We start from the raw sequence: 24,273 nt of genomic DNA, 5'->3' as shown, positions 1-24,273 counted from the left end.
ACAATATGAACTGGTTACGTAAATTATTCGCTAAGCCGCAAACCGCTGATGACAGAGATACAGCGCAGTCAAATGCCTACGACCTTATTGGTGGCGACAAGGTTATCCGCACAATTGCCCATGACTTTTATCAACAAATGCAAACACGTCCCGAAACCCAAGCGTTATTAGCGATGCATCGCTCGCCAATGCAAGAGTCTGAACAAAAACTGTATGGTTCTTAAGTGGTTGGTTAGGTGGTCCGCAACTGTATCAACAAAAACATGGTCATCCGGCTTTACGTGCCAGACACATGCACTTCGCGATTGATGAATCAATGCGAGATCAATGGTTAATCTGTATGCGTGCAGCCATTCAAAACAACATAAAAAAGCCTGAACATCAGCAAGTGATTATTCAGGCTATTTCTGCGCTAGCAGATAATATGCGTAATCGTTAGACTGCAGCTAACCAGTCTTGTGGCTTTAGGTAGATGTCATACAGCTCTGCTTCTGCAGTCCCTTCTTCTGGGGTGAATGCATATTCCCAGCGAACCAATGGTGGCATCGACATTAAAATGGATTCTGTTCGGCCACCAGTTTGCAGACCAAATAAAGTGCCACGATCATAGACCAAGTTAAACTCAACATAGCGGCCACGGCGATAAAGCTGGAACTGACGTTCGTCATCGCCATATTCTAACTCTTTGTTGCGTTCGACTATCGGCGCATAAGCTTCAATAAAACCGTTGCCTACCGCTTGCATAAACTCAAAGCTTCGCTCAAAACCAGGTTCGTTAAGATCATCAAAAAACAATCCACCGACACCACGGGTTTCATTACGATGCGGTAAGAAGAAGTACTCATCACACCATTTTTTATACTTTGGATAAACATCTTCACCAAATGGATCGCAAATATCTTTAGCCGTTTGATGCCAGCTAACGACATCTTCTTTAAATGGATAGTAAGGCGTTAAATCAAATCCACCACCAAACCACCATACTGGGTCGGCACCTTCTTTACGGGCAATAAAAAAACGCACGTTAGCATGAGTCGTTGGAATAAACGGATTATTAGGGTGAATAACCAATGACACCCCCATAGCTTCAAAACTTCGGCCAGCTAATTCTGGACGATGTGCCGTGGCCGATGCGGGCATAGCGGCGCCCATCACATGAGAAAAGTTAACGCCGGCTTGCTCAAATACTTGGCCTTGAGTTAATACTCGACTCGTACCACCGCCACCTTCTTCACGTTCCCACGAATCTGCTTTAAACGTCGCTTTACCATCGAGCAGCTCTAAACGCTGACAAATATTTTGCTGTAATCCCAACAAAAACGATTTTACTTGTTGTGCGTCTGGCACATGGGAAGAGGTGTTTGACATAGTATTAGCTTCCATTACGAAGAATTTGACCACTGCGAGCATCGATAATGGTTGATGGCTGACGTTGTTCGCCCAGCTTACCTAAAATCAATGCATCAATTTTATCGCTAAAATCAGTGATGATATGTTGTGCATCGACTACCGGTTGCTCACCGGCTAAATTGGCACTTGTCGATACTAAGGGTTTATTGAGGGTGTCGCATAACTCTCGAACTACTGGGTGAGCAGATACCCGTACGGCAATTGAATCAAACTCGCCGCATAATAATTTTGATACGTGTGACTGAATAGGCATAACAAATGTAAATGGCCCAGGCCACTTTGATTGAGCAAACTGCAGTTGTTGCTCAGTTAACTGAGTGATATCAAGATAAGGTAATAGTTGCTCAAATGAACTGGCCACCAAAATTAAACCTTTTTGCCAAGGACGCTGTTTTACTGCCAACAGTTTCTCGATAGCACTGTCATTATCAGGATCGCATCCTAAACCAAATACAGCTTCTGTTGGGTAAGCTATCACGCCACCTTGTTGTATGGTGGTGGCGACAGCCGATGGCTGCAGTTGTAACATTGGATTTCCTTTCATGGTATAGAAACTATAAAGCACGCTTATATTTACAGGATTTTTGCGGACACTCGACTCGGCTACCAGCCGCACCTTTACGTTCGACTAAAATTCCGAAGCCACAGTCTGGGCACGCTTCATTATGGGGAGGATAGTTTACGATAAACTTACATTTTGGGTAGGCACTGCATGCAAAAAAAGTTTTACCATACCGGCTCGTTCGAGATTCTAGATGGCCTTTTTTGCACAATGGGCAAGTTATCTGCTCAGCTTCATTGGCGTGGTCATGCTTTTCAATATGGGTACATTCAGGATAATGCGTACAACCGATAAAAATACCAAATCGACCAGACTTAACAGCCAACTCATTACCACATTTAGGGCACTCAGAACCGCTAATAATTTGGGTTTCGATCGACTCGTGTTGCACTAGCGGACGGGTATAGTCGCAGGTTGGATAGTTATTACAGCCCACAAAACTGCCATGTTTACTGTGTTTAACCGACAACTCAGCGCCACAAACAGGACAAAGTTCAAACTCTTTCTCCAATGCATGTTCGTGGACAGTAAATAGCTGCTGATCAATTTTCGACATGGGTTTCTCTATGAGTAATATTCTATAGACCTAAAAAAGGAGGCTAAGCCTCCTTTCTGTTATGAGTGTAAGCGCCCTTCTGGCTGCTCGAAGATTAAATCTTCCATTTGCTCATAGGCTGACTCATTTCCTGGCACATTAAATAGTACCATTAATACCACCCATTTGAGATCTTCTAACTCTAATGTTGGTTCATCTAACTCCATAACACGGTCAATAACCATTTCACGAGTTTCGACACTGAGCACTTGAATCTGTTCTAAAAACAGTAAAAAACCACGACACTCAACATCTAATTTGGCCATTTCCGCTTTAGTATAAATACGGAATGAATGTTGTGCATGATTACACAAGTACGGTTTATCACTCTCTTGTAGATCAGCTAAGTGCTCTAACCAAGAAAGTGCTTTGATAATATCAACTTGATGAAAACCCGCACGGGTTAACTCTTTAGTGAGTTCATCTTCATCAACTAATAACTCAATCTCACTATGAACATAATTTTCAAATAAATACATGAGGATATCGAACATGGCTAACTCCTCTTTAGTCTGACGTAACCACCGGGCACAGCTGCAACCCACCCTTGTAACTCAAGTTCAAGCATTTGTATTAACACCAGATCTATCGGTTTCCCACTATCCTCAACCACCGAGTCTATCGCGGTTGTTTCATATCCTACACTAGCTAACAGCGGAGGAAATGGCAAATCACTAATATCATTATCCTGTATATGGTGCCGTAGATGCAATTGTTCAAGGTGATAATCTGATAAACAGCCTAATTCTTCTATTATATCGGCAGCAGACTCGACAAGTTTTGCACCATTTTTAATTAAATCATGACAACCTTGGCTATATCCTCCTAATACCGATCCAGGTACAGCAAACACTTCACGATTTTGCTCCATTGCCAACCGAGCACTTATTAATGAACCACTTTTACGGCTTGCCTCAACCACCACAGTACCTAAGCTTAAACCGCTGACAATACGGTTACGCCGAGGAAAGTTACCAGCAAAAGGCCCTATACTTGGCCAGTATTCACTGATGACGCAACCAGTATTAATGATCTCATGATACAAGTGTTGATGACGCTTAGGATAAATACACTCTACTCCACAGCCCAGCACTGCCATGGTCGTTCCATTAACCGCCAAAGTCGCTTTATGGGCTGCACCATCAATACCCGTCGCCATGCCGCTAGTGATCGAAAAACCTTGATTAGCTAAATGACCAGCGAGATCTGTTGCCATATCTAAGCCGCCTCGAGAGGCATTACGGCTACCAACAATCGCAATACTCGGTAATAAAAGGGATGCTATCGAGCCTTTAATAAATAATACCTGCGGTGGATCTGATATTTGCGCAAGTAATGGGGGGTAAAGTGGATCAGAGAGGGTCACAATGTAGTGATTAGGCTGCGAATCGAGCCAGGTTAGAGCTTGCTCTACTTTATTAAAGTCGATATGGCATTTAGCCAACAGGCTTGCCGATAAAGGTAAGGCCTGTGGCTCAAACTCTAGACGTTGACGAATCTCTTCAACGTCCATTTGAGTTAACAATTGTTGAATCCGAGCAGGTCCTAGCCCAGATACTGCACAAACAACTAGCCAGTCGACCAGTTTATCTGAAATTATTCACCTTTAATCGTCAATGGATTTGGTTTGGTCAATTTATCACCCACTCGAACAGGATGGTCATTAAACATAATCAACCCTAAACTGGTTTTATCAAACACTTTAAAAACCATCAAATTACCATGGAAAATATCGGGCATTTTATACACGGTATCTTCTGAAAAATTCGCCAACACTTTATCGTAAGATGAACGGTCAAGAGGGCGAACAGGATTACCATCATTATCGATAATAATGTTTTCGCCATCACGGTACATTGAAAAAACATGTCCAGTCTCAACGCCATCATTGGCACCACGATCTATATAGACAACGTCTAATTTACCTGCTTCGCGAATATTACCTGTTGTACCAATAATAGATGTAGCAACGCTTAAATCTGCCGCTTTAGGAATAAAATAAGCCGACATTAACGCTTCATCTTCTACAGGTGCAACATGAAATCCACCTTTGGTTTCACGTAAACTACTCAGTAATTCAACTTTCGAGACATCGCCAGACTCAATAACACGTCCACTAGAGGTTAAAATAAGTTCTAGGCCTAATAATTCACCGCTATCTGGAGCAAAAAACTCACGTCCAGTTTGATAAATTGCCACTTTAAGACCTTGCTCAAGCTTTGAGTTCACATAGACAACGTCATTGACCACATGATGAATTGATGAGCTTTCACCACTCATAACTATCGGTAATCCCGCCAACCAAGTTGGATCAACAACTCTGTTCTGCACTAGATAGGGCTTAATCAACGCAAGGTCAACAGGTGGGATAGGACCATCTTTCGATATCATCCGCCCTTCTGGACTCTTTTTAATGTGCTGCTTAACAACCAAACGGGGCTGACCATCAATAAAGACTAATGTCAGTCGATCCCCTGGATAAATTAAATGTGGGTTAGCAATTTGTGGGTTTTCCCCCCACAATTTAGGCCAACGCCATGGGTCATTTAAAAAATAACCAGAAATATCCCATAGAGTATCGCCTTTTTTAACGATATACGTATCTGGATGTCCAGCTTTCAAGGTTAATGTATCAGCATTGACCCAATAAGAATTTAGACATAAAAAAACAAGTAAAAGTAAGCGTTTCATGGTGCAGTCCATGTTGTTTAGCTCTTTATTAGAGCTTTTTGCTGTTATTGATAGGCTGTAAGGATTAAAATTACCCTAATCGCAAAGGCCAGTATAGCTAACTGGCTGAAATTTGACAGACTTGCTAAGAGTTTATATATGCCATTACTTAATGTTTTACGCTTTCCAGATGAACGTTTACGCACTATCGCTCAACCTGTAACGGATTTCGGTCCACAATTACAGACACAAATAGATAACATGCTCGAAACCATGTACCTAGAGAAAGGTATCGGTTTAGCTGCTACTCAAGTGGATTTTCATCAACAATTGATTGTGATGGATCTACAAGATGAAGTTGAACGGCCAACTATTTTTATTAATCCTCAAATAGTGGCTAGCAGTGGTGACTTGGCTAATGAAGAAGGTTGCCTATCGGTACCCGGTATTTACGCCAAAGTTGACCGTGCAGAATTTGTCACCTTAAAAGCGCTAGATCGTCACGGTAAAGAGTTTACTGTTGAAGCTGATGAGTTGTTTGCTATTTGTATTCAACACGAAATGGATCACCTTAAAGGTAAGCTATTTGTCGATTATTTATCGCCTCTAAAACGTCAACGCATTAAAACTAAGCTTGAAAAAGAAGCTCGTTTAGATGCTAGAGAAGCATAGGAAAAAATTTGAAACCGTTAAAAATTATCTTTGCCGGTACTCCGGATTTCGCAGCTCGACACTTACAAGCACTCATCGACTCTGAACACGATGTGATTGCGACTTATACTCAACCCGATAGGCCTGCTGGTCGAGGTAAGAAACTCACCGCAAGCCCAGTAAAAGCGTTGGCTTTAGAGCATGCTATTCCGGTATTTCAGCCTGCATCATTACGTAATGAAGAGGCACAAGCGGCATTAGCAGCTCTTAATGCAGATATTATGATTGTTGTGGCTTACGGGTTGATTTTGCCAAAGGTAGTGCTTGATACCCCACGTTTAGGTTGTATCAATGTGCACGGTTCAATTTTACCTCGCTGGCGTGGAGCGGCCCCAATACAGCGCGCTTTATGGGCCGGTGATACCGAAACCGGTGTCACCATTATGCAGATGGATATAGGCCTAGATACTGGCGACATGCTGCTCAAAACGCACTTACCGATAGAGGCTACGGATACCTCGGCTAGCCTTTATGAAAAGCTGGCAGAACAAGGGCCAACAGCCTTAGTACAAGCACTGATTGGTTTAAGTGATGGTAGCCTCAAAGCACAAAAGCAAGATGAAACTCTGGCTAACTACGCTGAAAAATTGTCCAAAGAAGAGGCTCGTCTTGATTGGAATAAAAGCGCAAAACAGTTGTGGCAATACATTCGCGCCTTCAATCCATGGCCAGTAAGTTATTTTGAACACCAACAAAGCGTGATTAAAGTGTGGCAAGCAGATTACAGCGCAGAATTCTGCTCGCAAGCGCCAGGAACCATTATTGCAGCGACTAAGCAAGGTATTGAAATTGCTACCGCAGACGGCAAGTTAATGATTAAAACTATGCAACTGCCCAACAAAAAGCCGCTTGATGTGGCCGACATTCTTAATGCTCGTGGTGATTGGTTTACCGCAGGTGTGTGTTTAAACCAAGAGGCTAACTAGCATGAATGTTCGCGCACTAGCGGCTAAAGCGATTTATGAAGTCCTTGAAAAAGGCATTTCGTTATCGGTGGCTCTACCCGATCAACAGCAACACTTACAAAATGGCAAAGACAAAGCCCTATTAGCTGAATTATGTTACGGCGTTATGCGTCAATTACCACAACTAGACAAGTGCGTGAGTGACTGCTTAGCAAAACCGTTTAAAGGTAAACAGCGTATATTGCATCAATTGCTGATCGTAGGTTGTTATCAACTCTACTTTACTCGTATTCCAGCGCATGCGGCGATCTCAGAAACGGCAGAAGCTTGCAGACAATTACGTTTTGATGGTTTGGTGAAAGTGGTCAATGGCGTATTGCGTAATATTCAGCGCCAAGACAGTGCATTAAATACTGACTCAGACACGCTACGTTTTAATACTCCAGCTTGGTTTATTAAGCGTTTACAACAAGCGTATCCAAATAACTGGCAAGACATTATTGAGCAGAGCCACCAGCGTCCGCCAATGTGGCTACGCAATAATCAGCAATCGCAAACTCGTGATGCTTATTTAGCGGCACTAGCTCAACACGATATTCCAGCCCAAGCCGGTTCAAGCCAAGATGCTATATTGCTCGAAAGCGCAAAAGATGTCGCAGCATTACCCAACTTTATGGAAGGCGCTGCATCGGTGCAAGATGGCGCGGCGCAATGGGCTGCTACCTTACTTGCTCCTGCAGCAGATGAACTCGTTTTAGACGCTTGCGCCGCTCCTGGCGGAAAAAGTTGCCATTTACTAGAGCTTGCTCCCACTATCAACTTAGTCGCTGTCGACTTTGATCAAAAACGCCTTGCTCGAGTACAACAAAATCTGGACAGGTTGCATTTAAAAGCGCAACTTATTCACGGCGATGCGGCAGATATTCCATCATGGTGGCAAGGACAACAATTTGATCGAATCTTGCTTGATGCGCCTTGTTCTGCAACTGGGGTCATTCGCCGTCATCCAGACATAAAATGGTTACGCAAAAATAGCGATATTGAAGAGTTAGCCAACTTACAAAAACAAATATTGGATCATTGTTGGCAATGGCTTAAACCGGGTGGCACCTTATTATATGCAACCTGCTCTATTTTACCGCAGGAAAACAGCCAACAAGTTGAACAGTTTCTAGCACGGACACCCGATGCGAGTTTAGTACCGATAGAGCAACAAGCTCATATCAGTGATATCGGTTGGCAAATTTTGCCTGGGCAAGACAACATGGACGGCTTCTATTACGCGCGCCTAGTTAAAGCAATTTAAGGATGTACCTCAAGCCATGAAAATTATTATTTTAGGGGCTGGGCAAGTAGGCGGCACGTTAGCTGAAAACTTAGTCGGTGAAAATAACGACATCACACTCGTCGACAGTGATCGCGCTCGGCTAAGGCTATTACAAGACAAGTTTGACCTACGAGTTGTTGTCGGTCATGGCGCTCATCCGAGTGTATTAAAAGAAGCGGGTGCAGAAGATGCTGACATGCTCATTGCGGTAACCAATAGCGATGAATGTAACATGGCAGCTTGTCAAATTGCTTACAGCTTATTTGGTACACCAACAAAAATTGCTCGTATTCGCTCAGAAGCTTATTTAGAACTGCAAGATAAACTGTTTATCAATAGTGAAATTAAAAGCGGTGACGCTAAGCCTCGCGGCGGTTTTATTATTGATGAGCTGATTGCACCAGAGCAGTTAGTGACCGCTTACATACAAAGATTAGTAGAATACCCAGGTGCACTCCAAGTACTTGAATTTGCTAAAGGTAAACTAAGCCTCGTTGCGGTTAAAGCTTATTATGGCGGCCCATTAGTGGGTAACGCATTAGCCACATTACGTGAGCACATGCCCAATATTGATACCCGCGTTGCCGCTATTTTTAGGCAAGGCCGGCCTATCATGCCGCGCGGCACGACCATTATTGAAGCCGATGATGAGGTGTTTTTCGTTGCCGATAGTCGTCATATTCGTGCAGTAATGAGTGAGATGCAAAAACTGGATAATTCGTACCGCAATATCATGATTGCGGGTGGCGGTAATATTGGTTTTGGTCTTGCGCAAAAGTTGCAACGTACTCATTCGGTTAAGTTAATTGAACACCGTCAAGAGCGCGCGGAGTTACTTTCAGAAAAACTGGAAAAAACCACTGTGTTTTGTGGCGATGCTTCAGACCAAGAATTATTGTTGGAAGAAAACATCGATCAAACCGATGTGTTTATCGCTGTCACCAATGATGACGAAGCCAATATTATGTCTGCCCTGCTTGCCAAACGCATGGGGGCGAAAAAGGTCATGGTACTTATTCAGCGTGAAGCCTATGTTGATATTGTGCAAGAAGCTAACATTGATATTGCCATATCTCCGCAGCAAGCCACTATTTCGGCGTTACTGACTCATATTCGCCAAGGTGATATATGTAATGTTTACTCATTACGCCGTGGTGCAGCAGAAGCTATTGAAGCGATTGCCCATGGCGACTCAAGCACGTCAAAAGTTGTCGGTAAACAGATTGGCAACATTAAACTCCCGCCAGGCACGACTATTGGCGCCATTGTACGTAATGATGAAGTGTTAATGGGCCACGATAAAACGGTAATCGAACAGGGTGACCATGTTATTTTATTCTTAGTGAATAAGAAGTTCATCGGTGACGTAGAGAAACTGTTTCAACCAAGTGCTTTTTTCTTTTAATTTTCTATGTTTAACGTCAAACAAATCATTTTTATCCTCGGTATTTTTCTCTCAATACTGACAGGGTTTATGTTAGTTCCAATGGCTTTTGCGCTATTTTATGGCGAAGAAACCATTGGTGACTTTATGATGTCCGGTTTATTTACCGGCTTTATTGCTATTTTGTGCATTCAAAATGGTCGCAACCATCATTTTAGTCTTAATATTCGCGATATGTTTATGCTGACCAGTATCACTTGGTTTGTCGTGAGCTTATTCGCCGCGCTGCCCTTCACTCTTTATCACGGTATTAATTATACCGACGCTTTTTTTGAAACCATGTCAGGCATAACCACCACCGGTTCAACGGTATTATCCGGATTAGACAATATGGACCATAGCATTTTAGTCTGGCGTTCATTATTGCAATGGCTTGGCGGCATTGGTTTCATTGTGATGGCAGTAGCAATCCTGCCATTTTTGAACGTGGGGGGAATGCGCTTATTTAGAACTGAATCATCAGACTGGAGCGACAAAACGATTCCTCGCACCCAGCACATGGCCAAACATTTATTCCTGATTTATGTAGTATTAACACTATTGTGCACATTGTCCTATCACCTTGCGGGCATGCATTGGTTTGAAGCTATCAACCATGCCATGACCACATTATCAACGGGTGGATATTCCACTTCAGACAGTTCAATGGCGGCCTTTTCACACGAGGCACATTGGGTTGGTATTGTGTTTATGTTAGCGGGTGGACTACCGTTACTAATGTTTGTTCAAACCATACAACAACGCAGCTTACGCTTATGGAATGATCAACAAGTGATAGGCTTTTTACGCTTTGTGTTACTGGTGTCATTCTCATTAGCCTTTTGGCTGTGGCAACATCAGCAAATAGACTTTTTAGATGCATTAAGACTTGCTAGCTTCAATGTTATTTCTGTCATCACCACAACCGGTTACGGTCTAACAGATTATCAATCGTGGGGATCTGTCGCCAGTGTCGTATTTCTGTTTTTAATGTTTATTGGTAGCTGTTCTGGGTCAACGTCTGGTGGCATAAAAATATTTCGTTTTCAAATCGCATTCTCAATTATGCGTCAGCAGATTAAACAGCAATTCCATCCCAATGGCGTGTTTAAAGACAAATACAATGGCCACCGCATTCAAGATGACATTGTCCGTTCAATAATGGCTTTTTTTATGCTGATGATAGTGGTGATATTATTACTGTCGCTCACACTTGTACTAACCGGATTAGATCCAATGACCAGCTTTACCGGAGCAATAACCGCAGTGGCAAACGTAGGACCAGGCCTTGGTCCTATTATTGGTCCTGCAGGAAACTTTGCCCCACTTCCCGACGTCGCTAAGTGGGCTTTGGCAATAGGAATGTTATTAGGGCGTTTAGAAATACTGACAGTCGCAGTGTTGTTTCACCCTAAATTTTGGCGTTTTTAATACAGGCTGGGTCGATGGTTAACATAGCGCTGATTAACCTTAGCTTAACCATCTGTTGGGTATAATCACTACGCAGGCACGACAGTCGCTAGTTTGGCAATATGATCAGCATAAACCTTCACATCATTCCAATCGGTATAATCAATAATGGCTGTTGGGTCGGTGGGGCCATCGGTCATTTTCATGATAAGGCGGATCATCAAGCTGTCATACCAAGGCCAAGAAGGGTAATCGACTTTACCGGCAATAATTTTCACATCTTGCGGTTGCCACTCAGATAAAGTTAAAAACTTCTGTAGATATTTATTGTTTTCAGGAATGCGTTTTTCAGGATTACGAGCCACAACGTTGACGCAAAAAAAACTGTTTGGCAGTTGCGATAAATGCTGCTGATTTTCACGCACAAACTCAAACACCGATTTATGATACGAGCCATATAATACACAAGCCCCTAACGCAACAGCTTGGTATTTAGACCATTCAATTGGCGCTTTATCTTGAAGATTAACCACATCACAATGATCGCCTTTAGATTGAATTTGTTCTGCTATTGCACGGCTAATATGTGCAGTATGGCCACCTCGGGAATAATATAACACTAAAATATTGGCCATTTTGCGATTCTCATTGTTGGATTATTTGCCTCAGTTTGGCAAAAAAAGCCTTTTTAAACCTCTGCAATGATCACAAATTAGAAATAGCTCATATATTTAATAGTTAAAATTGAGATCTCCATGATGCGGAAGTATGATAATGAACAAAACACAGCAAAATCCAACCAGATCGTAATTTAAGGTTATATAAGGACACTCATGAAGCAAGATATCGATGTCGCAACCATGCTTAATAATGCAGAAACGGCAGCACAATGGCTAAAAGCCATTGCGAATCCTTACCGCTTAATGATTTTATGTTTATTGTTAGAACAAGAACTAAGTGTCACAGAGCTAAATGAGACTGTGCCTTTGAGCCAATCAGCTTTGTCACAGCATTTAGCGGTACTGCGCACCCAAGATTTGGTCAACACTCGTAAGAGCTCACAAGTGGTTTACTACACCCTTAAAAATGAGCAAGTCACCGAAGTGATCTCGATACTACATCGACGCTATTGTGCCTAAACAGCTATTATGGCTAAGCAACAACTATGACTAAACAACATCGGATTTAAACATCATAGACGCTTAAGTCACACTGAGAATAAATGGCGTTTCCAATAAGGTATATTAGGCACGCTATTGGGTTTATGAGGCTATTTTTGCGCTGCTATTTGTTTAGCATAGTCATCTACTTTACCCCAATCAGTAAACTCAAACGTTCCCTGAGTATCTGTCGGTCCCTTAGTCATCCACATGATAAATCGGATCATAAACTTATCGAAAAATCGGTAACGAGGGTAATCAATCTTACCGGCAAAAACGCCTAATAACTGAGGTTTCCAGGCAGATAAAGTTGAAAATTTCTGCATATATGGGTTGGTTTCAGGGGTGTTTTTTTCAGGCTTTCTTGCCACTACGTTTACGCTAAAAAAACTATTGAGTTTGGTGTCGAGCAGTGCTTGGTGTTGTTCAACAAACTTGAATAATTCTGGTCGATGTTTGCCATATCGAATACTGGCACCAATAACGACTTTATCAACACTCGCTAAATCTTCAGCCTGAGCTTCAGCGAGATTAACCACACTAACTTGCTCACCCTGTTCAACTAATATTTGCTTAATTTTCTGACAAATTGCCAGTGTTTGCCCATCGACCGTTGAATATAAAATCACAGTATTTAACATTAATTCTTCCAAAATGTGGGGGTAAATAGCACCAATAAGGTGAACACTTCTAATCGGCCAAATAGCATTGCCATCACGAGTACCCACTTAGCACCGTCTGAAATACTGGCATAATTTGATGCCACATCGCCCAAACCTGGGCCTAAGTTATTTAAGCTGGCTGCCGTTGCACTAAATGCGGTAATGGCGTCCATATCCATTGCCATTAAAATCACCATACACACCACAAACACTAAAGCATAAGCAGAGAAGAATCCCCATACCGCATCAATAATTCTGTCGGGTAATGCCGTAGAGCCAATTCTAATGGAATACATAGCTTTAGGATGAACAAGTCGTTTCAGTTCACGCGACCCTTGTAGTACTAATAGTATTAAACGAATCACCTTCATGCCGCCGCCTGTCGAGCCAGCACAACCACCAATAAAGCTTGAGAATATTAATAAAATAGGTAAAAACAGCGGCCAAGAATGGAAGCTTTCAGTACCGAAACCTGCCGTTGTTGAAATCGAGACCACTTGAAAGAAGGCGTAATCGAGTGTTTTCTCTGGAGAGTCGTATATTCCAGATTGATACAAGGTAGCGAAACAAATTGCGGTCAATACTACCTGTACAGCGATAAGCACCTTAAATTCTGCGTCTTTTAAATATACTTTGACGTTAATGCCACGACGAGTAAATGCGGCAAAGTGTAAGCTAAAATTGACTGCCGCAATCAACAAGAAAAATGCACAAATCACATTAATCAGCGGGCTTTGAAAGTAACCAATACTGGCATCATGAGTCGAAAAACCACCAATAGCGATAGTCGAAAACGAATGGCAAATAGCATCAAATGCATCCATACCGGCAAAGTAAAATGCCAATGCACAAGCAGTAGTAAGTAAAAAGTAAATGTACCATAAGGCTTTGGCCGTTTCGGCTATACGAGGAGTCACTTTAGTGTCTTTAACCGGACCAGGCACTTCAGCTTTGTATAGCTGCATACCACCAATACCGAGTAGAGGTAAAATGGCCACTGCGAGTACGATGATACCCATACCGCCCATCCACTGCAGTAAATGGCGATAAAACAATATTGACTTAGGCAAGTCATCTAGCCCGACTATCACAGTCGCACCTGTTGTCGTTAAGGCCGAAAACGATTCAAAAAAACTATCGGTCCAACTTAAATCAGGGTTATTAGAAAAAATAAATGGCAGTGCACCTATCGATCCAAGCACCGTCCAGAACAACACCACAATCAAAAAGCCTTCACGCGTTCGTAGATCACCTTTTTGATGACGGTTGGGGTACCATAATAAAAAGCCTAGAAAAATACTGACAAAAAAGGCCTGAATAAATGCAGTACCACCACCATCTTTATACAAGATAGCCACCAATGCTGACGGCAGCATAGTGATTGAAAATAATCCCATCAGCAAACCGGTGATTCTAATAATTGTTTTATATTGCATTAAGGGTTCTGTTTAAGTTGTGCTGCGTCGAATTTAACAATTGAGTGACATTTTGGCATAAGTTCGTCATAGCTCAAACAGTAAACTTTACTTGTAGCTGACCCTGCGTCTGGGTCGCTAATGCTTGATTAAAAGCCTGATGGTGCGATTTAGCCAGTTCAAAGTGTATTTCAACTTTTTCGGTAAACTCTTTATCCATCACCACACCATCATATTGAGCAATTATATATTCAACATCGGTGAGTTGAGCATAATGACATACTAAGCGTGCAGGATACCTTAAATGCTTAACCTGAGTCTGTATTTGCGTTAACCCTTGCTTTATACCCGAAGTATAAGCACGCACTAAACCGCCCACACCCAATTTAGTGCCACCAAAATAACGCACTACAATAACCCCTAGCTCACCAATATTTGCGCCTTGTAAGCATGCTAACATGGGTTTGCCGGCGCTACCTGACGGTTCGCCATCATCGCTAGCGCCCATATCAATGGTATTTTCTGGGCTGCCGGCTACAAACGCATAACAATAATGGTTGGCTCCTGGATATTGCTGCTTTACGTCAGTAAGCGCTAACTTCATATCATTAGGATGTGGGCAATGAAATAACAAAGAGATAAAGCGGCTATGCTTTATCTCTTCTTCTATCAGTACGTTAGCTTGCGGTATTAAATATGACTCAATCAACTAGACCAAACTCTCTCGTCATATTTTCTACTCGGTCTTGATGCACAATGACGTTATCTTCAATGCGAATGCCTCCAAATGGACGCATCTCATCAACCGTAGTCCAATTAATAGCTTGCTTAGCGGTAGCAGATAACTGATTAAGTAAGGTATCGATAATATAAAGGCCTGGCTCAATAGTCAGTACCTGATTAGCGGCTAATACTCTTGTACAGCGTAAAAAAGGATGCGCCTCAGGTGCAGCAATATGGGTTCCGCGCTCATCGTGGGAATAACCGCCCATATCATGAACTTGTAACCCCAACATATGCCCTAACCCATGCGGGAAAAAGGCACTCGTTACGCCTTGGGCAACTAACTGTTCAGCAGTGCCATTAGCCAAGCCAAAATCAATCAGTAACTGACCTATATAATGGTGTGTCGCGATGTGCAGGTCGACGTACTTAACCCCTGGCTTCATCTGCTCAATAATGGCTAATTGCACTTTATCCAATGCGACGATTAATTCGTAAAAACGATTTTTCTCGAATGAGTAAGTACGGGTAATATCTGCGGCATAGCCATGATAACTGGCCCCAGCATCAATCAAAAAAGATAAACGCTGCGCAGGCTTAACATGTTCTAAAGCGGTGTAATGTAAAATAGCGGCATTTTGATTTAATGCCACGATATTGCCGTAAGGCACTTCATTTTCGCCTTGGCCAATTTCGAGCAAATAACGTTGCTGAATTTCAAACTCACTGGCACCATCATAAAACGCATTTTTGGCAGCCAAATGTCCTTTTACCGCAATTTGGTTCGCTCTGCGCATGCACTCAAGTTCATACTGAGTTTTGTCTGCACGATGATAATGTAGATAGTTCATTACTGCATCAGGGTTACGAGCCGCAAAGCCCAATACATCAGCCACATCTAAGTGTTCACCAATATACGCCCACGAGGCTAAGTCTTTAGGTAAAAAATCAGCAATTCGATCTGGCTTGGTCAGTAATTGAATATCAAAATGCTCAGTCCAGAAGGCTTGCGGTACATCATTCACCTTATGCCAAAAATCAACTGGGCGATAAAACACTAAAGTAGGCTTATCTTGACCATTAGCGATAACCCAACAATTTGGCGTATCTAAAATAGGTAACCACGCTTTAAATTGCGGGTTCACTTTAAAGGGATAGTTAAGGTCATCTAAAAACTGTCGATGAGGTTGTCCCGAGTGAATCACTAAACCCGAAAGATTTTCACGCTGACAAATTTCGCCTACTCGGCGATTTAATTCCGCCATGTGCGCATGATACAGATGTGCTAACTGATCCATTGACTATCCCTTTGCATGAGTTTTAACCCAATAAGTCTATCACAAACAAAAAAAGACCTCGCTAGATGATAAAAAATTAAACGGCCGTTTAAATTGGGTGTTGTAATTTATCTCATTTAGTCGCACACTGAGAATTAGCTGGTCAATAGATGGCCGAAACCGCTGTGATTCAAGCTTGATAACTGCACAGTAAATAAGATGTGGAAGTCGCTTTTAAGCAATAAGGAAGCAAGCAATGATCTACCAAAGCCCTACCATTCAGGTTGAGTTACTTGAAGATAATATTGCCAAACTGTGTTTTAACGCACAAGGTTCGGTAAATAAATTCGACAGAGAAACAATAGCCTCTCTTGATGCCGCCCTAGACAGCATCAAACAAAATACCAATATTAAAGCCTTGCTGCTGACATCAGCAAAAAGCACCTTTATTGTTGGCGCAGACATTACCGAATTCTTAACGCTATTTCAGCAAGACGATGCCACGTTGCTAGCTTGGGTTGAACAAGCCAACGCAGTATTCAATAAGCTAGAAGACTTGCCGTTTCCGACAGCATCAGCAATTAACGGTTTTGCGTTAGGCGGTGGTTGCGAAACCATTTTAGCGACTGACTTACGCGTTGCTGATACCAATGCTCGCATCGGTTTACCAGAAACCAAATTAGGTCTTATTCCTGGTTTTGGTGGCACTGTGCGTTTACCTCGAGTAATCGGTGCAGATAATGCACTTGAGTGGATTACCACAGCTAAAGACCAACGCCCAGAAGATGCGTTAAAAGTAGGCGCTATTGATGCCGTTGTCGCACCAGAAAACCTAGAAGCTGCTGCGATTCAAATGTTGCATGATGCCCTTAATGGTAATCTTGATTGGCAAGCTCGTCGCACCAAAAAGCAATCACCATTACAGTTACCAAAACTTGAAGCCATGATGTCTTTTGCAACCGCAAAAGGGATGGTGTTCTCAGTTGCAGGCAAGCATTATCCAGCGCCAATGGCCGCTGTGAATGTTGTTGAACAAGCAGCTGGTTTGGATCGTGATGGCGCATTAAAAGTAGAAGCACAAGCTTTCATTAAATTAGCTAAAACAGATGTCGCCCAAGCGCTAATTGGTATTTTCTTAAATGACCAGTTCGTTAAAGGTAAAGCAAAGAAAGCCGGTAAACTCGCTAAAGATGTTAACCAAGCAGCAGTATTAGGTGCAGGTATTATGGGCGGCGGCATTGCTTACCAAAGCGCCAGCAAAGGCACACCAATTGTAATGAAAGACATCGCTCAGCCAGCATTAGAGTTAGGCTTGAACGAAGCGGCTAAAATTCTGACAACACAAGTTGCGCGCGGTCGCTCTACGCCAGAAAAAATGGCTAAAATATTAAACAACATCACCCCTTCTCTAGATTATGCCGCTATCAAAAATAGCGACATCGTTGTAGAAGCGGTTGTTGAACATCCAAAAGTTAAGGCTACTGTACTAGCTGAAGTAGAAGGTTACGTATCAGAAGATGCCATTATTGCATCAAATACCTCGACTATCTCAATCAACTTACTGGCTAAAAGCCTTAAGAAACCTGAACGTTTCTGCGGTATGCACTTCTTTAACCCTGTGCACAAAATGCCATTAGTTGAAATTATCCGTGGTGAGCACAGCTCTGAAGAAACCATCGCAACGGTAGTGGCTTACGCCAGCAAAATGGGTAAAACCCCAATCGTAGTGAATGATTGCCCAGGCTTCTTTGTTAACCGTGTATTGTTTCCATACTTTGCTGGCTTCAGTGGTCTACTTGCTGAAGGTGCTGACTTTGCCGCTGTCGATAAAGTCATGGAAAAGCAGTTCGGTTGGCCAATGGGCCCAGCCTACTTACTTGACGTAGTCGGTTTAGATACCGGTCACCACGCCCAAGCAGTAATGGCTGAAGGTTTCCCAGACCGCATGGGTAAAAATGGCAAAGACGCTATCGACATTATGTTTGAAAACAAACGTCTAGGTCAGAAGAACACTAAAGGATTCTATGCCTATTCAGTTGACCGTCGTGGTAAGCCGAAAAAAGACATTGATCCAACTAGCTATGAATTATTAAGCGCTGAGTTTGGTGAATTGAAAGCATTCGAGTCTGATGACATCATCGCTCGCTGTATGATCCCGATGATCATCGAAACGGTTCGTTGTTTAGAAGAAAGCATTATTGCATCACCTGCTGAAGGCGACATGGGTCTAGTTTACGGTATTGGTTTCCCTCCATTCCGTGGCGGTGTATTCCGTTACTTAGACACCATGGGCGTAGCAAACTTTGTTGCCCTAGCAGACAAATACGCACATCTTGGTGGCTTATATCAAGTTACTGATGCAATGCGTGCACTTGCAGCCAACAACGGTAGTTACTACCAAGCCTAATTAGTGGGAAAGGAATTAAATCATGAAACAAGCTGTTATCGTAGACTGCATTCGTACCCCAATGGGCCGTTCTAAGGCTGGGGTATTTAGAAATGTACGTGCAGAAACATTGTCTGCAGAATTAATGAAAGCACTGATGTTGCGCAATCCACAATTAGACCCTAACGACATTGAAGATGTGATTTGGGGTTGTGTGCAGCAAACACTAGAGCAAGGTTTTAACATTGCCCGTAATGCATCATTGTTAGCTGGCATTCCTAAATCGGCTGGCGCAGTAACGGTAAACCGTTTATGTGGTTCGTCAATGGACGCCCTTCATCAAGCGGCTCGTGCCATTATGACTGGCCAAGGCGACACCTTTATTATTGGTGGTGTTGAGCACATGGGTCACGTACCAATGAACCACGGGGTTGATTTTCACCCTGGTTTGGCAAACCGCGTAGCTAAAGCATCTGGCATGATGGGCTTAACCGCTGAAATGTTAGGTAAAATGCACGGTATTACTCGCGAACAACAAGATGCATTTGCGGTACGTTCTCATCAACGTGCACATGCAGCAACTATCGAAGGTCGTTTTGCCAAAGAGATTTGGGGCATTGAAGGCCACGATGTAAATGGCGCACTGATCAAAGTGATGACTGACGAAGTTATCCGTCCAGAAACAACACTAGAGTCACTTGCCGGTTTACGTCCAGCATTCGACCCTGTTAACGGTACTGTGACTGCTGGTACATCATCTGCATTATCAGACGGTGCTTCTGCAATGTTGGTGATGGAAGAATCTAAAGCTCGCGCTTTAGGTTTAACCATCCGCGCACGTATTCGTTCAATGGCCGTTGCCGGTTGTGATCCTGCAATTATGGGTTATGGTCCAGTACCAGCAACCAAAAAAGCATTAGCACGCGCTGGCTTATCTGTTGCCGATTTAGACCTTATCGAATTAAACGAAGCGTTCGCGGCACAATCATTACCTTGTGTTAAAGATCTTGGCTTACAAGATGTTGTCGATGAAAAGATTAACCTTAACGGTGGCGCAATTGCATTGGGTCACCCACTAGGTTGTTCTGGCGCACGTATCTCGACAACACTGATCAACTTGATGGAAGAAAAAGATGCAACGCTTGGTCTTGCCACTATGTGTATCGGTTTAGGTCAAGGTATCGCAACTGTATTCGAACGCGTTTAATCGTTCTCATACCAAGCTGATACTTTTCAGTTGTATCAAGTGAGTTGTACAAACGAGCCAAATTGGCTCGTTTTTTTTATTTTAAAATTTTCCTACTTTGGCTAATGTTCCACGTGAAACATGTTTTATGAAAATTAAAAAATAATAAAAAAACTCAATATAACTTTAAAACCAAGCAAACTTGGCAAGCTTAAATGACAAGAGTAACATTAGCGCTAATTCGATAGGTAAACATAGACAGCATTTCATGAACGATATTTATACCCAAGCACAACACCAACTCGATGCTCTTGGTCTTCGATGCCCAGAACCTGTAATGATGATTCGAAAAACAGTACGCAAAATGGCAGAAGGTGAAACCTTATTAGTCATTGCAGATGATCCCGCCACCACTCGTGATATTCCAAGTTTTTGTGAATTTATGGATCACACGTTAATTGCCAGTGATATCAGCAAGACTCCTTACCACTATTTACTCAAAAAAGGACTGTAATGAATGACCATCACATTGGAAGCTATCGCGTATAAAACAGCAAAACGCGGCATAATGAAGTCAGCCTTTTGTGCCAATGTGACCTTAGAGCGAGGCGTCGAAAACGATATTTTTGGCAGACCAGGAAAACGTCAAGTAACAGTCATGTCTAAACAGCAGTGGCACACAGCCTGCCAAAAAATTAATGCCGATTTAGACTGGTTAACTCGAAGAGCTAATTTATTGATCAGCGGCTATGAATTTAGCGCAGCAGATGTCGGTAAAACGATCACCATAGGTACTGAGCTTAAACTACAAATCACAGGTGAAACCGATCCATGTAAGAAAATGCAACAAGCATATTCAGGTCTAGAGCAGGCATTAACGCCCGACTGGCGTGGCGGAGTCACCTGCCGCGTGATTCAAACTGGATTAATACAACTAGATGACTCAGTAAAAATAGATTAGTAAAACCGATAAATCATTTTCGTTTAAGCCTTCCATAATAAAATCTAACGCTATAGCACTCATTGTCTATTAATCGATAACAGACATATGTGTTAACGTCTGTCATTAATTGATACAGATTTGTTGTACACCTTATCGGTAATTTATGCGATAAAGGAACTATTCAAACCGACAAACGCAGTAAAGCCAAATACTCTTTAGGTCATCTAATCATGCAAAATGATATTTCCTAAACGGGTATTGGGCTTGATTAAATCCACTGAAAATAAAAACGACAACGGATAATCTACTCTATGTTGACTCAAAAACTCACTCCACTTTACACCGCAATGGCACTTACTCTAGGTATATCTAGCTTTGCCTATGCCGAAGATGACAAAGTAAAATGGCACGTAAATGCTCCAGAAAATGCGCCATTAAGTAAAATTGATATCAATGTAACCGAAGGCACATGGATGAACGTCAATGTATCGCCAGATGGTGAACACATTGTATTTGATTTATTAGGTGATATTTATCAAATACCGATAGCAGGAGGCGAAGCCAAACCACTGGCACAAGGTATCGCTTGGCAAATGCAGCCAGTATATAGCCCTGACGGTAAGTATATAGCTTTCACCTCTGATGAAGATGGTGGCGACAATATCTGGATAATGAATGCCGATGGTACCAATCCACACGCTATCACTACTGAAACATTTCGTTTACTCAACAGCCCGGCCTGGAGTCCTGATTCACAATACCTAGTAGCACGTAAACATTTTACCGGCACCCGCAGCCTCGGAGCGGGTGAAGTGTGGATGTTTCACGTTGCTGGTGGCGAAGGCGTTAAACTAACAGAGCGCCCTAACGAACAAAAAGATTTGGGTGAACCTGCCTACTCGCCAGATGGACGCTATATCTACTTTAGCCAAGATGCGACCCCAGGCAAGACCTTTCATTACTCAAAAGATTCGGTCAAAGGTATTTATAAAATTAAGCGCTATGACACCCAAACGGGAGATATCGAAGTATTAATTGAAGGAACTGGTGGTGCTATCCGCCCAACACCAAGCCCTGATGGCAAAACGCTTGCTTACATCAAACGCGATGGATTCCAATCGACACTATATTCACTGGATTTAAAGTCTGGTGAAGAAACTAAGCTGTATGACAAACTCGATCGTGATATGCAAGAAACATGGGCAATTCATGGCGTGTATCCAACAATGTCTTGGACCAAAGACAATAAGCACATCGTATTTTGGGCTAAAGGTAAAATTAATAAACTTGATGTCGACAGTAAAAAAATATCTGACATTCCATTCAGTGTTAAATCTCAAAGAGATATTCAACCATCGGTCCGCTTTACTCAAAACTTAGATCAAGATGAATTTGATGTAAAAATGCTGCGTATGGCACAAGTGTCACCTGACGGCGAAAAAGTAGTATTTGAAGCCTTAGGTAAAATTTGGATTCGTGATATTAAAGATGGTAAACAGAAACGATTAACCCGTTTAGATGATGACATCAATGAGCTGTTTCCACAGTGGTCACGTGACGGTAAAGACATCGTATTCACCACTTGGAACGACCAACAACAAGGCACCGTCAGTGTGGTTAGCGCCAGAGGAGGTAAAGCCAAGGTGTTGACCAACGAGCCTGGCAAATATGTCGAGCCAACCTTTTCGCCTGATGGCGAATATGTTGTTTATCGAAAGGCTCGCGGCGGATACATGACACCACGAACTTGGTCACAAGAACCGGGTTTATATAAAGTCGATATCAAAGGAAAGCAAAGCACTAAACTAACCGCCAGTGGCCATCAGCCACAATTCGGTGACGACTCAGACCGAGTTTACTTTATGGATTCAGGTGAGACACCAGAGTTTGCATCAATCGGCATGAACGGTTTTGAAAAGCGTACCCATTATACTAGCGACCATGCTACCGAGTTTCGTTTATCACCAAACGGTGAGCACTTGGCTTTTGCTGAGCGTTTTAGAGTGTACGTCACTCCTTTTGCTAAACACGGTGAAACCATTGCGATTGGGCCTAAAGCAACCAACTTACCCATTACTCAACTGAGTGCTCGTGCAGGTGAAAGCATTAGCTGGAACGGTCAAAATAACCAACTGTATTGGACATTGGGCCCTGATTTATATCAAGCCGATGTAGACACTCAATATGTAAAAGCAGAAACCAAGGTCGATCCAAAAATAACCTCTATTGGCTTTAAAGATAAAGCCGATGTTCCACGTGGAACAGTAGTGTTTACTGGCGGTAAAGTGATAACCATGGAAAATGATCAGGTGATAGATAATGGTGTTGTTATCGTTAAAGACAATAAAATTGTCACAGTCGGTGATGCCAATACGGTGATCCCAAAAAATGCCCAGATTATCGATATTAGTGGTAAAAGCATTATGCCGGGCTTATTTGATGCTCACGCCCACGGCGGACAAGCGGATGATGAAATTATTCCACAACAAAACTGGGCCTTATATTCTGGGCTGTCACTTGGGGTAACGGCTATTCATGACCCATCGAATGACACTACCGAAATTTTTGCTGCTTCTGAACAACAAAAAGCAGGCAATATTGTTGGCCCTCGTATTTTCTCAACGGGGACTATTTTATACGGAGCCAACTTACCAGGCTATACCTCGCATGTAGATTCACTTGATGATGCAAAGTTCCACTTAGAGCGTCTTAAAAAAGTCGGTGCATTTAGTGTTAAGAGTTACAACCAACCTCGCCGGGATCAACGCCAGCAAATTATTGCTGCTGCACGAGAGCTCGAAATGATGGTAGTACCTGAAGGTGGCAGTTTGCTGCAACACAATTTATCGATGATAGCGGATGGCCACACCACGGTAGAACATTCGTTACCAGCAGCGTCTATATACAATGACATCAAACAATTCTGGAGCCAAACTGAAGTACACTATACACCGACCTTAGTTGTCGCTTATGGTGGTATTTCTGGCGAGCATTACTGGTATGACAAAACTGACGTTTGGGCTCACCCTCGTCTAAGCATGTATGTTCCGCATGATATTCTTGATGCCCGTTCAATGCGCCGCACTACCGCGCCAGATGAACATTACAACCACTTTAATGTTGCCCGCGTAGCCAATGAGTTAAACAACATCGGCGTTAAACCTAATATTGGTGCTCATGGTCAACGAGAAGGATTAGCTGCACATTGGGAAATGTGGATGTTTGCTCAAGGCGGCATGAGTAATATGGAAGTCTTAAAAACCGCAACAATCAATCCGGCGACAACCTTTGGTATGGACCATCAACTAGGTTCTATTAAAGTGGGTAAATTGGCTGACTTAATAGTGATTGATGGCGATCCATTAGCCGATATCAGAACGACGGATAAAGTCACTTACACTATGGTTAATGGTAAGCTGTTTAATTCAGAAACCATGAATCAACTCAATGGTGATAAACATAAACGTAAGCCTTTTTTCTTTGAAAAAATCTAACGATTAAATTAATC

General features: G+C 42.6%; 22 protein-coding genes and 1 pseudogene. 12 read left to right on the top strand and 11 right to left on the bottom strand.

The window, feature by feature from the left end; genetic code table 11:
• Positions 1-5: 5 nt before the first annotated feature.
• Positions 6-439 (top strand): annotated as a pseudogene (locus tag AAEY97_RS15400) (group II truncated hemoglobin).
• Here AAEY97_RS15400 and hemF read toward each other — a convergent pair.
• The 6 genes from hemF to AAEY97_RS15370 all read right to left on the bottom strand — a co-directional run bounded on the left by hemF (position 436) and on the right by AAEY97_RS15370 (position 5,258).
• Positions 436-1,368 carry an oxygen-dependent coproporphyrinogen oxidase gene (gene hemF / locus AAEY97_RS15395; RefSeq protein WP_011635522.1) on the bottom strand — a complete coding sequence of 311 codons (933 nt, stop codon included), beginning with the start codon at positions 1,366-1,368 and terminating at the stop codon, positions 436-438. The pseudogene AAEY97_RS15400 and the gene hemF overlap by 4 nt on opposite strands.
• Before the next feature lie 4 nt (positions 1,369-1,372).
• Positions 1,373-1,939 carry an L-threonylcarbamoyladenylate synthase type 1 TsaC gene (gene tsaC / locus AAEY97_RS15390; RefSeq protein ID WP_059746088.1) on the bottom strand — a complete coding sequence of 189 codons (567 nt, stop codon included), beginning with the start codon at positions 1,937-1,939 and terminating at the stop codon, positions 1,373-1,375.
• Positions 1,940-1,964: 25 nt separating this feature from the next.
• Positions 1,965-2,528 (bottom strand): DNA topoisomerase family protein, encoded by a 564-nt coding sequence (locus tag AAEY97_RS15385; RefSeq protein WP_162021967.1) that lies wholly within the window; start codon positions 2,526-2,528, stop codon positions 1,965-1,967.
• 59 nt (positions 2,529-2,587) lie between these two features.
• Positions 2,588-3,061 carry a DUF494 family protein gene (locus AAEY97_RS15380; protein WP_011635519.1) on the bottom strand — a complete coding sequence of 158 codons (474 nt, stop codon included), beginning with the start codon at positions 3,059-3,061 and terminating at the stop codon, positions 2,588-2,590.
• Positions 3,062-3,063: 2 nt separating this feature from the next.
• Positions 3,064-4,092, bottom strand: a complete 1,029-nt coding sequence (gene dprA / locus AAEY97_RS15375; protein WP_502959467.1) for a DNA-processing protein DprA — start codon at positions 4,090-4,092, stop codon at positions 3,064-3,066.
• Positions 4,093-4,163: 71 nt separating this feature from the next.
• On the bottom strand, positions 4,164-5,258 hold the full coding sequence (locus tag AAEY97_RS15370) for a LysM peptidoglycan-binding domain-containing protein (protein ID WP_409085822.1): 1,095 nt from the start codon (positions 5,256-5,258) through the stop codon (positions 4,164-4,166).
• A 138-nt stretch (positions 5,259-5,396) separates the two neighbouring features.
• Between AAEY97_RS15370 and def the strand changes: the two genes are divergently transcribed.
• Genes def through AAEY97_RS15345 form a run of 5 tightly spaced genes read left to right on the top strand, consistent with a single transcriptional unit; the run spans position 5,397 to position 11,034 of the window.
• Positions 5,397-5,909: a peptide deformylase gene (def, locus tag AAEY97_RS15365; RefSeq protein WP_101087380.1), complete on the top strand. Its 513-nt coding sequence runs from the start codon at positions 5,397-5,399 to the stop codon at positions 5,907-5,909.
• A gap of 8 nt (positions 5,910-5,917) precedes the next feature.
• The gene (fmt, locus tag AAEY97_RS15360; RefSeq protein WP_350999795.1) at positions 5,918-6,874 is read left to right on the top strand and encodes a methionyl-tRNA formyltransferase; all 957 of its coding nucleotides are present in this window, start codon (positions 5,918-5,920) and stop codon (positions 6,872-6,874) included.
• A gap of 1 nt (position 6,875) precedes the next feature.
• A complete protein-coding gene (gene rsmB, locus AAEY97_RS15355; RefSeq protein WP_350999792.1) occupies positions 6,876-8,159 on the top strand; it encodes a 16S rRNA (cytosine(967)-C(5))-methyltransferase RsmB in 1,284 nt (427 codons plus the stop codon).
• A 16-nt stretch (positions 8,160-8,175) separates the two neighbouring features.
• On the top strand, positions 8,176-9,585 hold the full coding sequence (gene trkA / locus AAEY97_RS15350) for a Trk system potassium transporter TrkA (RefSeq protein WP_011635513.1): 1,410 nt from the start codon (positions 8,176-8,178) through the stop codon (positions 9,583-9,585).
• Positions 9,586-9,591: 6 nt separating this feature from the next.
• Complete coding sequence (locus AAEY97_RS15345; protein WP_162021964.1) at positions 9,592-11,034, top strand: TrkH family potassium uptake protein; 1,443 nt, start codon at positions 9,592-9,594, stop codon at positions 11,032-11,034.
• A gap of 68 nt (positions 11,035-11,102) precedes the next feature.
• Here the strand turns inward: AAEY97_RS15345 and hemG (AAEY97_RS15340) are convergent, their stop codons facing one another.
• On the bottom strand, positions 11,103-11,648 hold the full coding sequence (gene hemG / locus AAEY97_RS15340) for a menaquinone-dependent protoporphyrinogen IX dehydrogenase (protein ID WP_101087375.1): 546 nt from the start codon (positions 11,646-11,648) through the stop codon (positions 11,103-11,105).
• 198 nt (positions 11,649-11,846) lie between these two features.
• Between hemG (AAEY97_RS15340) and AAEY97_RS15335 the strand changes: the two genes are divergently transcribed.
• On the top strand, positions 11,847-12,152 hold the full coding sequence (locus tag AAEY97_RS15335) for an ArsR/SmtB family transcription factor (protein WP_011635510.1): 306 nt from the start codon (positions 11,847-11,849) through the stop codon (positions 12,150-12,152).
• A gap of 131 nt (positions 12,153-12,283) precedes the next feature.
• Here the strand turns inward: AAEY97_RS15335 and hemG (AAEY97_RS15330) are convergent, their stop codons facing one another.
• From hemG (AAEY97_RS15330) to pepQ, 4 genes are all read right to left on the bottom strand, one after another.
• Positions 12,284-12,814, bottom strand: coding sequence for a menaquinone-dependent protoporphyrinogen IX dehydrogenase (gene hemG, locus AAEY97_RS15330; protein WP_350999785.1), 531 nt, complete (start codon positions 12,812-12,814; stop codon positions 12,284-12,286).
• On the bottom strand, positions 12,814-14,271 hold the full coding sequence (locus AAEY97_RS15325) for a TrkH family potassium uptake protein (protein ID WP_059746096.1): 1,458 nt from the start codon (positions 14,269-14,271) through the stop codon (positions 12,814-12,816). The genes hemG (AAEY97_RS15330) and AAEY97_RS15325 overlap by 1 nt, the downstream gene beginning before the upstream one ends.
• A gap of 73 nt (positions 14,272-14,344) precedes the next feature.
• Positions 14,345-14,959 (bottom strand): YigZ family protein, encoded by a 615-nt coding sequence (locus tag AAEY97_RS15320; RefSeq protein WP_350999782.1) that lies wholly within the window; start codon positions 14,957-14,959, stop codon positions 14,345-14,347.
• Entirely contained in the window at positions 14,952-16,271 is a 1,320-nt protein-coding gene (gene pepQ, locus AAEY97_RS15315) for a Xaa-Pro dipeptidase (protein ID WP_011635506.1), read from the bottom strand. Before pepQ ends, AAEY97_RS15320 begins: the two co-directional genes overlap by 8 nt.
• Before the next feature lie 235 nt (positions 16,272-16,506).
• Here pepQ and fadB point away from each other — a divergent pair, with 235 nt between their 5' ends.
• From fadB to AAEY97_RS15290, 5 genes are all read left to right on the top strand, one after another.
• Entirely contained in the window at positions 16,507-18,657 is a 2,151-nt protein-coding gene (gene fadB, locus AAEY97_RS15310) for a fatty acid oxidation complex subunit alpha FadB (RefSeq protein ID WP_350999778.1), read from the top strand.
• Positions 18,658-18,679: 22 nt separating this feature from the next.
• A complete protein-coding gene (fadA, locus tag AAEY97_RS15305) occupies positions 18,680-19,843 on the top strand; it encodes an acetyl-CoA C-acyltransferase FadA (protein WP_101087370.1) in 1,164 nt (387 codons plus the stop codon).
• 247 nt (positions 19,844-20,090) lie between these two features.
• Complete coding sequence (tusA, locus tag AAEY97_RS15300) at positions 20,091-20,336, top strand: sulfurtransferase TusA (protein WP_011635503.1); 246 nt, start codon at positions 20,091-20,093, stop codon at positions 20,334-20,336.
• Positions 20,337-20,339: 3 nt separating this feature from the next.
• Positions 20,340-20,783, top strand: coding sequence for an MOSC domain-containing protein (locus AAEY97_RS15295; protein ID WP_059746101.1), 444 nt, complete (start codon positions 20,340-20,342; stop codon positions 20,781-20,783).
• Positions 20,784-21,076: 293 nt separating this feature from the next.
• Positions 21,077-24,259, top strand: coding sequence for an amidohydrolase family protein (locus AAEY97_RS15290; protein WP_350999775.1), 3,183 nt, complete (start codon positions 21,077-21,079; stop codon positions 24,257-24,259).
• The last annotated feature ends 14 nt before the right edge of the window (positions 24,260-24,273 follow it).

The sequence above is a fragment of the Shewanella sp. TB7-MNA-CIBAN-0143 genome, from assembly GCF_040310065.1.
In the GTDB taxonomy this organism is placed as follows: Bacteria; Pseudomonadota; Gammaproteobacteria; order Enterobacterales; family Shewanellaceae; genus Shewanella.
Note: the sequence above shows the minus strand (reverse complement) of the source record. Positions and strands in the feature narration are given on the sequence as shown.

Bases quoted from the DNA above. Each gene is read 5' to 3' on its own strand.
- hemG (WP_350999785.1), bottom strand. From the start codon at position 12,814: ATGTTAAATACTGTGATTTTATATTCAACGGTCGATGGGCAAACACTG.
- fadA (WP_101087370.1), top strand. From the start codon at position 18,680: ATGAAACAAGCTGTTATCGTAGACTGCATTCGTACCCCAATGGGCCGT.
- AAEY97_RS15380 (WP_011635519.1), bottom strand. From the start codon at position 3,061: ATGTTCGATATCCTCATGTATTTATTTGAAAATTATGTTCATAGTGAG.
- fadB (WP_350999778.1), top strand. From the start codon at position 16,507: ATGATCTACCAAAGCCCTACCATTCAGGTTGAGTTACTTGAAGATAAT.
- hemG (WP_101087375.1), bottom strand. From the start codon at position 11,648: ATGGCCAATATTTTAGTGTTATATTATTCCCGAGGTGGCCATACTGCA.
- pepQ (WP_011635506.1), bottom strand. From the start codon at position 16,271: ATGGATCAGTTAGCACATCTGTATCATGCGCACATGGCGGAATTAAAT.
- trkA (WP_011635513.1), top strand. From the start codon at position 8,176: ATGAAAATTATTATTTTAGGGGCTGGGCAAGTAGGCGGCACGTTAGCT.
- AAEY97_RS15385 (WP_162021967.1), bottom strand. From the start codon at position 2,528: ATGTCGAAAATTGATCAGCAGCTATTTACTGTCCACGAACATGCATTG.
- def (WP_101087380.1), top strand. From the start codon at position 5,397: ATGCCATTACTTAATGTTTTACGCTTTCCAGATGAACGTTTACGCACT.
- AAEY97_RS15370 (WP_409085822.1), bottom strand. From the start codon at position 5,258: ATGAAACGCTTACTTTTACTTGTTTTTTTATGTCTAAATTCTTATTGG.
- tusA (WP_011635503.1), top strand. From the start codon at position 20,091: ATGAACGATATTTATACCCAAGCACAACACCAACTCGATGCTCTTGGT.
- tsaC (WP_059746088.1), bottom strand. From the start codon at position 1,939: ATGTTACAACTGCAGCCATCGGCTGTCGCCACCACCATACAACAAGGT.
- AAEY97_RS15345 (WP_162021964.1), top strand. From the start codon at position 9,592: ATGTTTAACGTCAAACAAATCATTTTTATCCTCGGTATTTTTCTCTCA.
- AAEY97_RS15295 (WP_059746101.1), top strand. From the start codon at position 20,340: ATGACCATCACATTGGAAGCTATCGCGTATAAAACAGCAAAACGCGGC.
- AAEY97_RS15335 (WP_011635510.1), top strand. From the start codon at position 11,847: ATGAAGCAAGATATCGATGTCGCAACCATGCTTAATAATGCAGAAACG.
- AAEY97_RS15325 (WP_059746096.1), bottom strand. From the start codon at position 14,271: ATGCAATATAAAACAATTATTAGAATCACCGGTTTGCTGATGGGATTA.
- AAEY97_RS15290 (WP_350999775.1), top strand. From the start codon at position 21,077: ATGTTGACTCAAAAACTCACTCCACTTTACACCGCAATGGCACTTACT.
- hemF (WP_011635522.1), bottom strand. From the start codon at position 1,368: ATGTCAAACACCTCTTCCCATGTGCCAGACGCACAACAAGTAAAATCG.
- rsmB (WP_350999792.1), top strand. From the start codon at position 6,876: ATGAATGTTCGCGCACTAGCGGCTAAAGCGATTTATGAAGTCCTTGAA.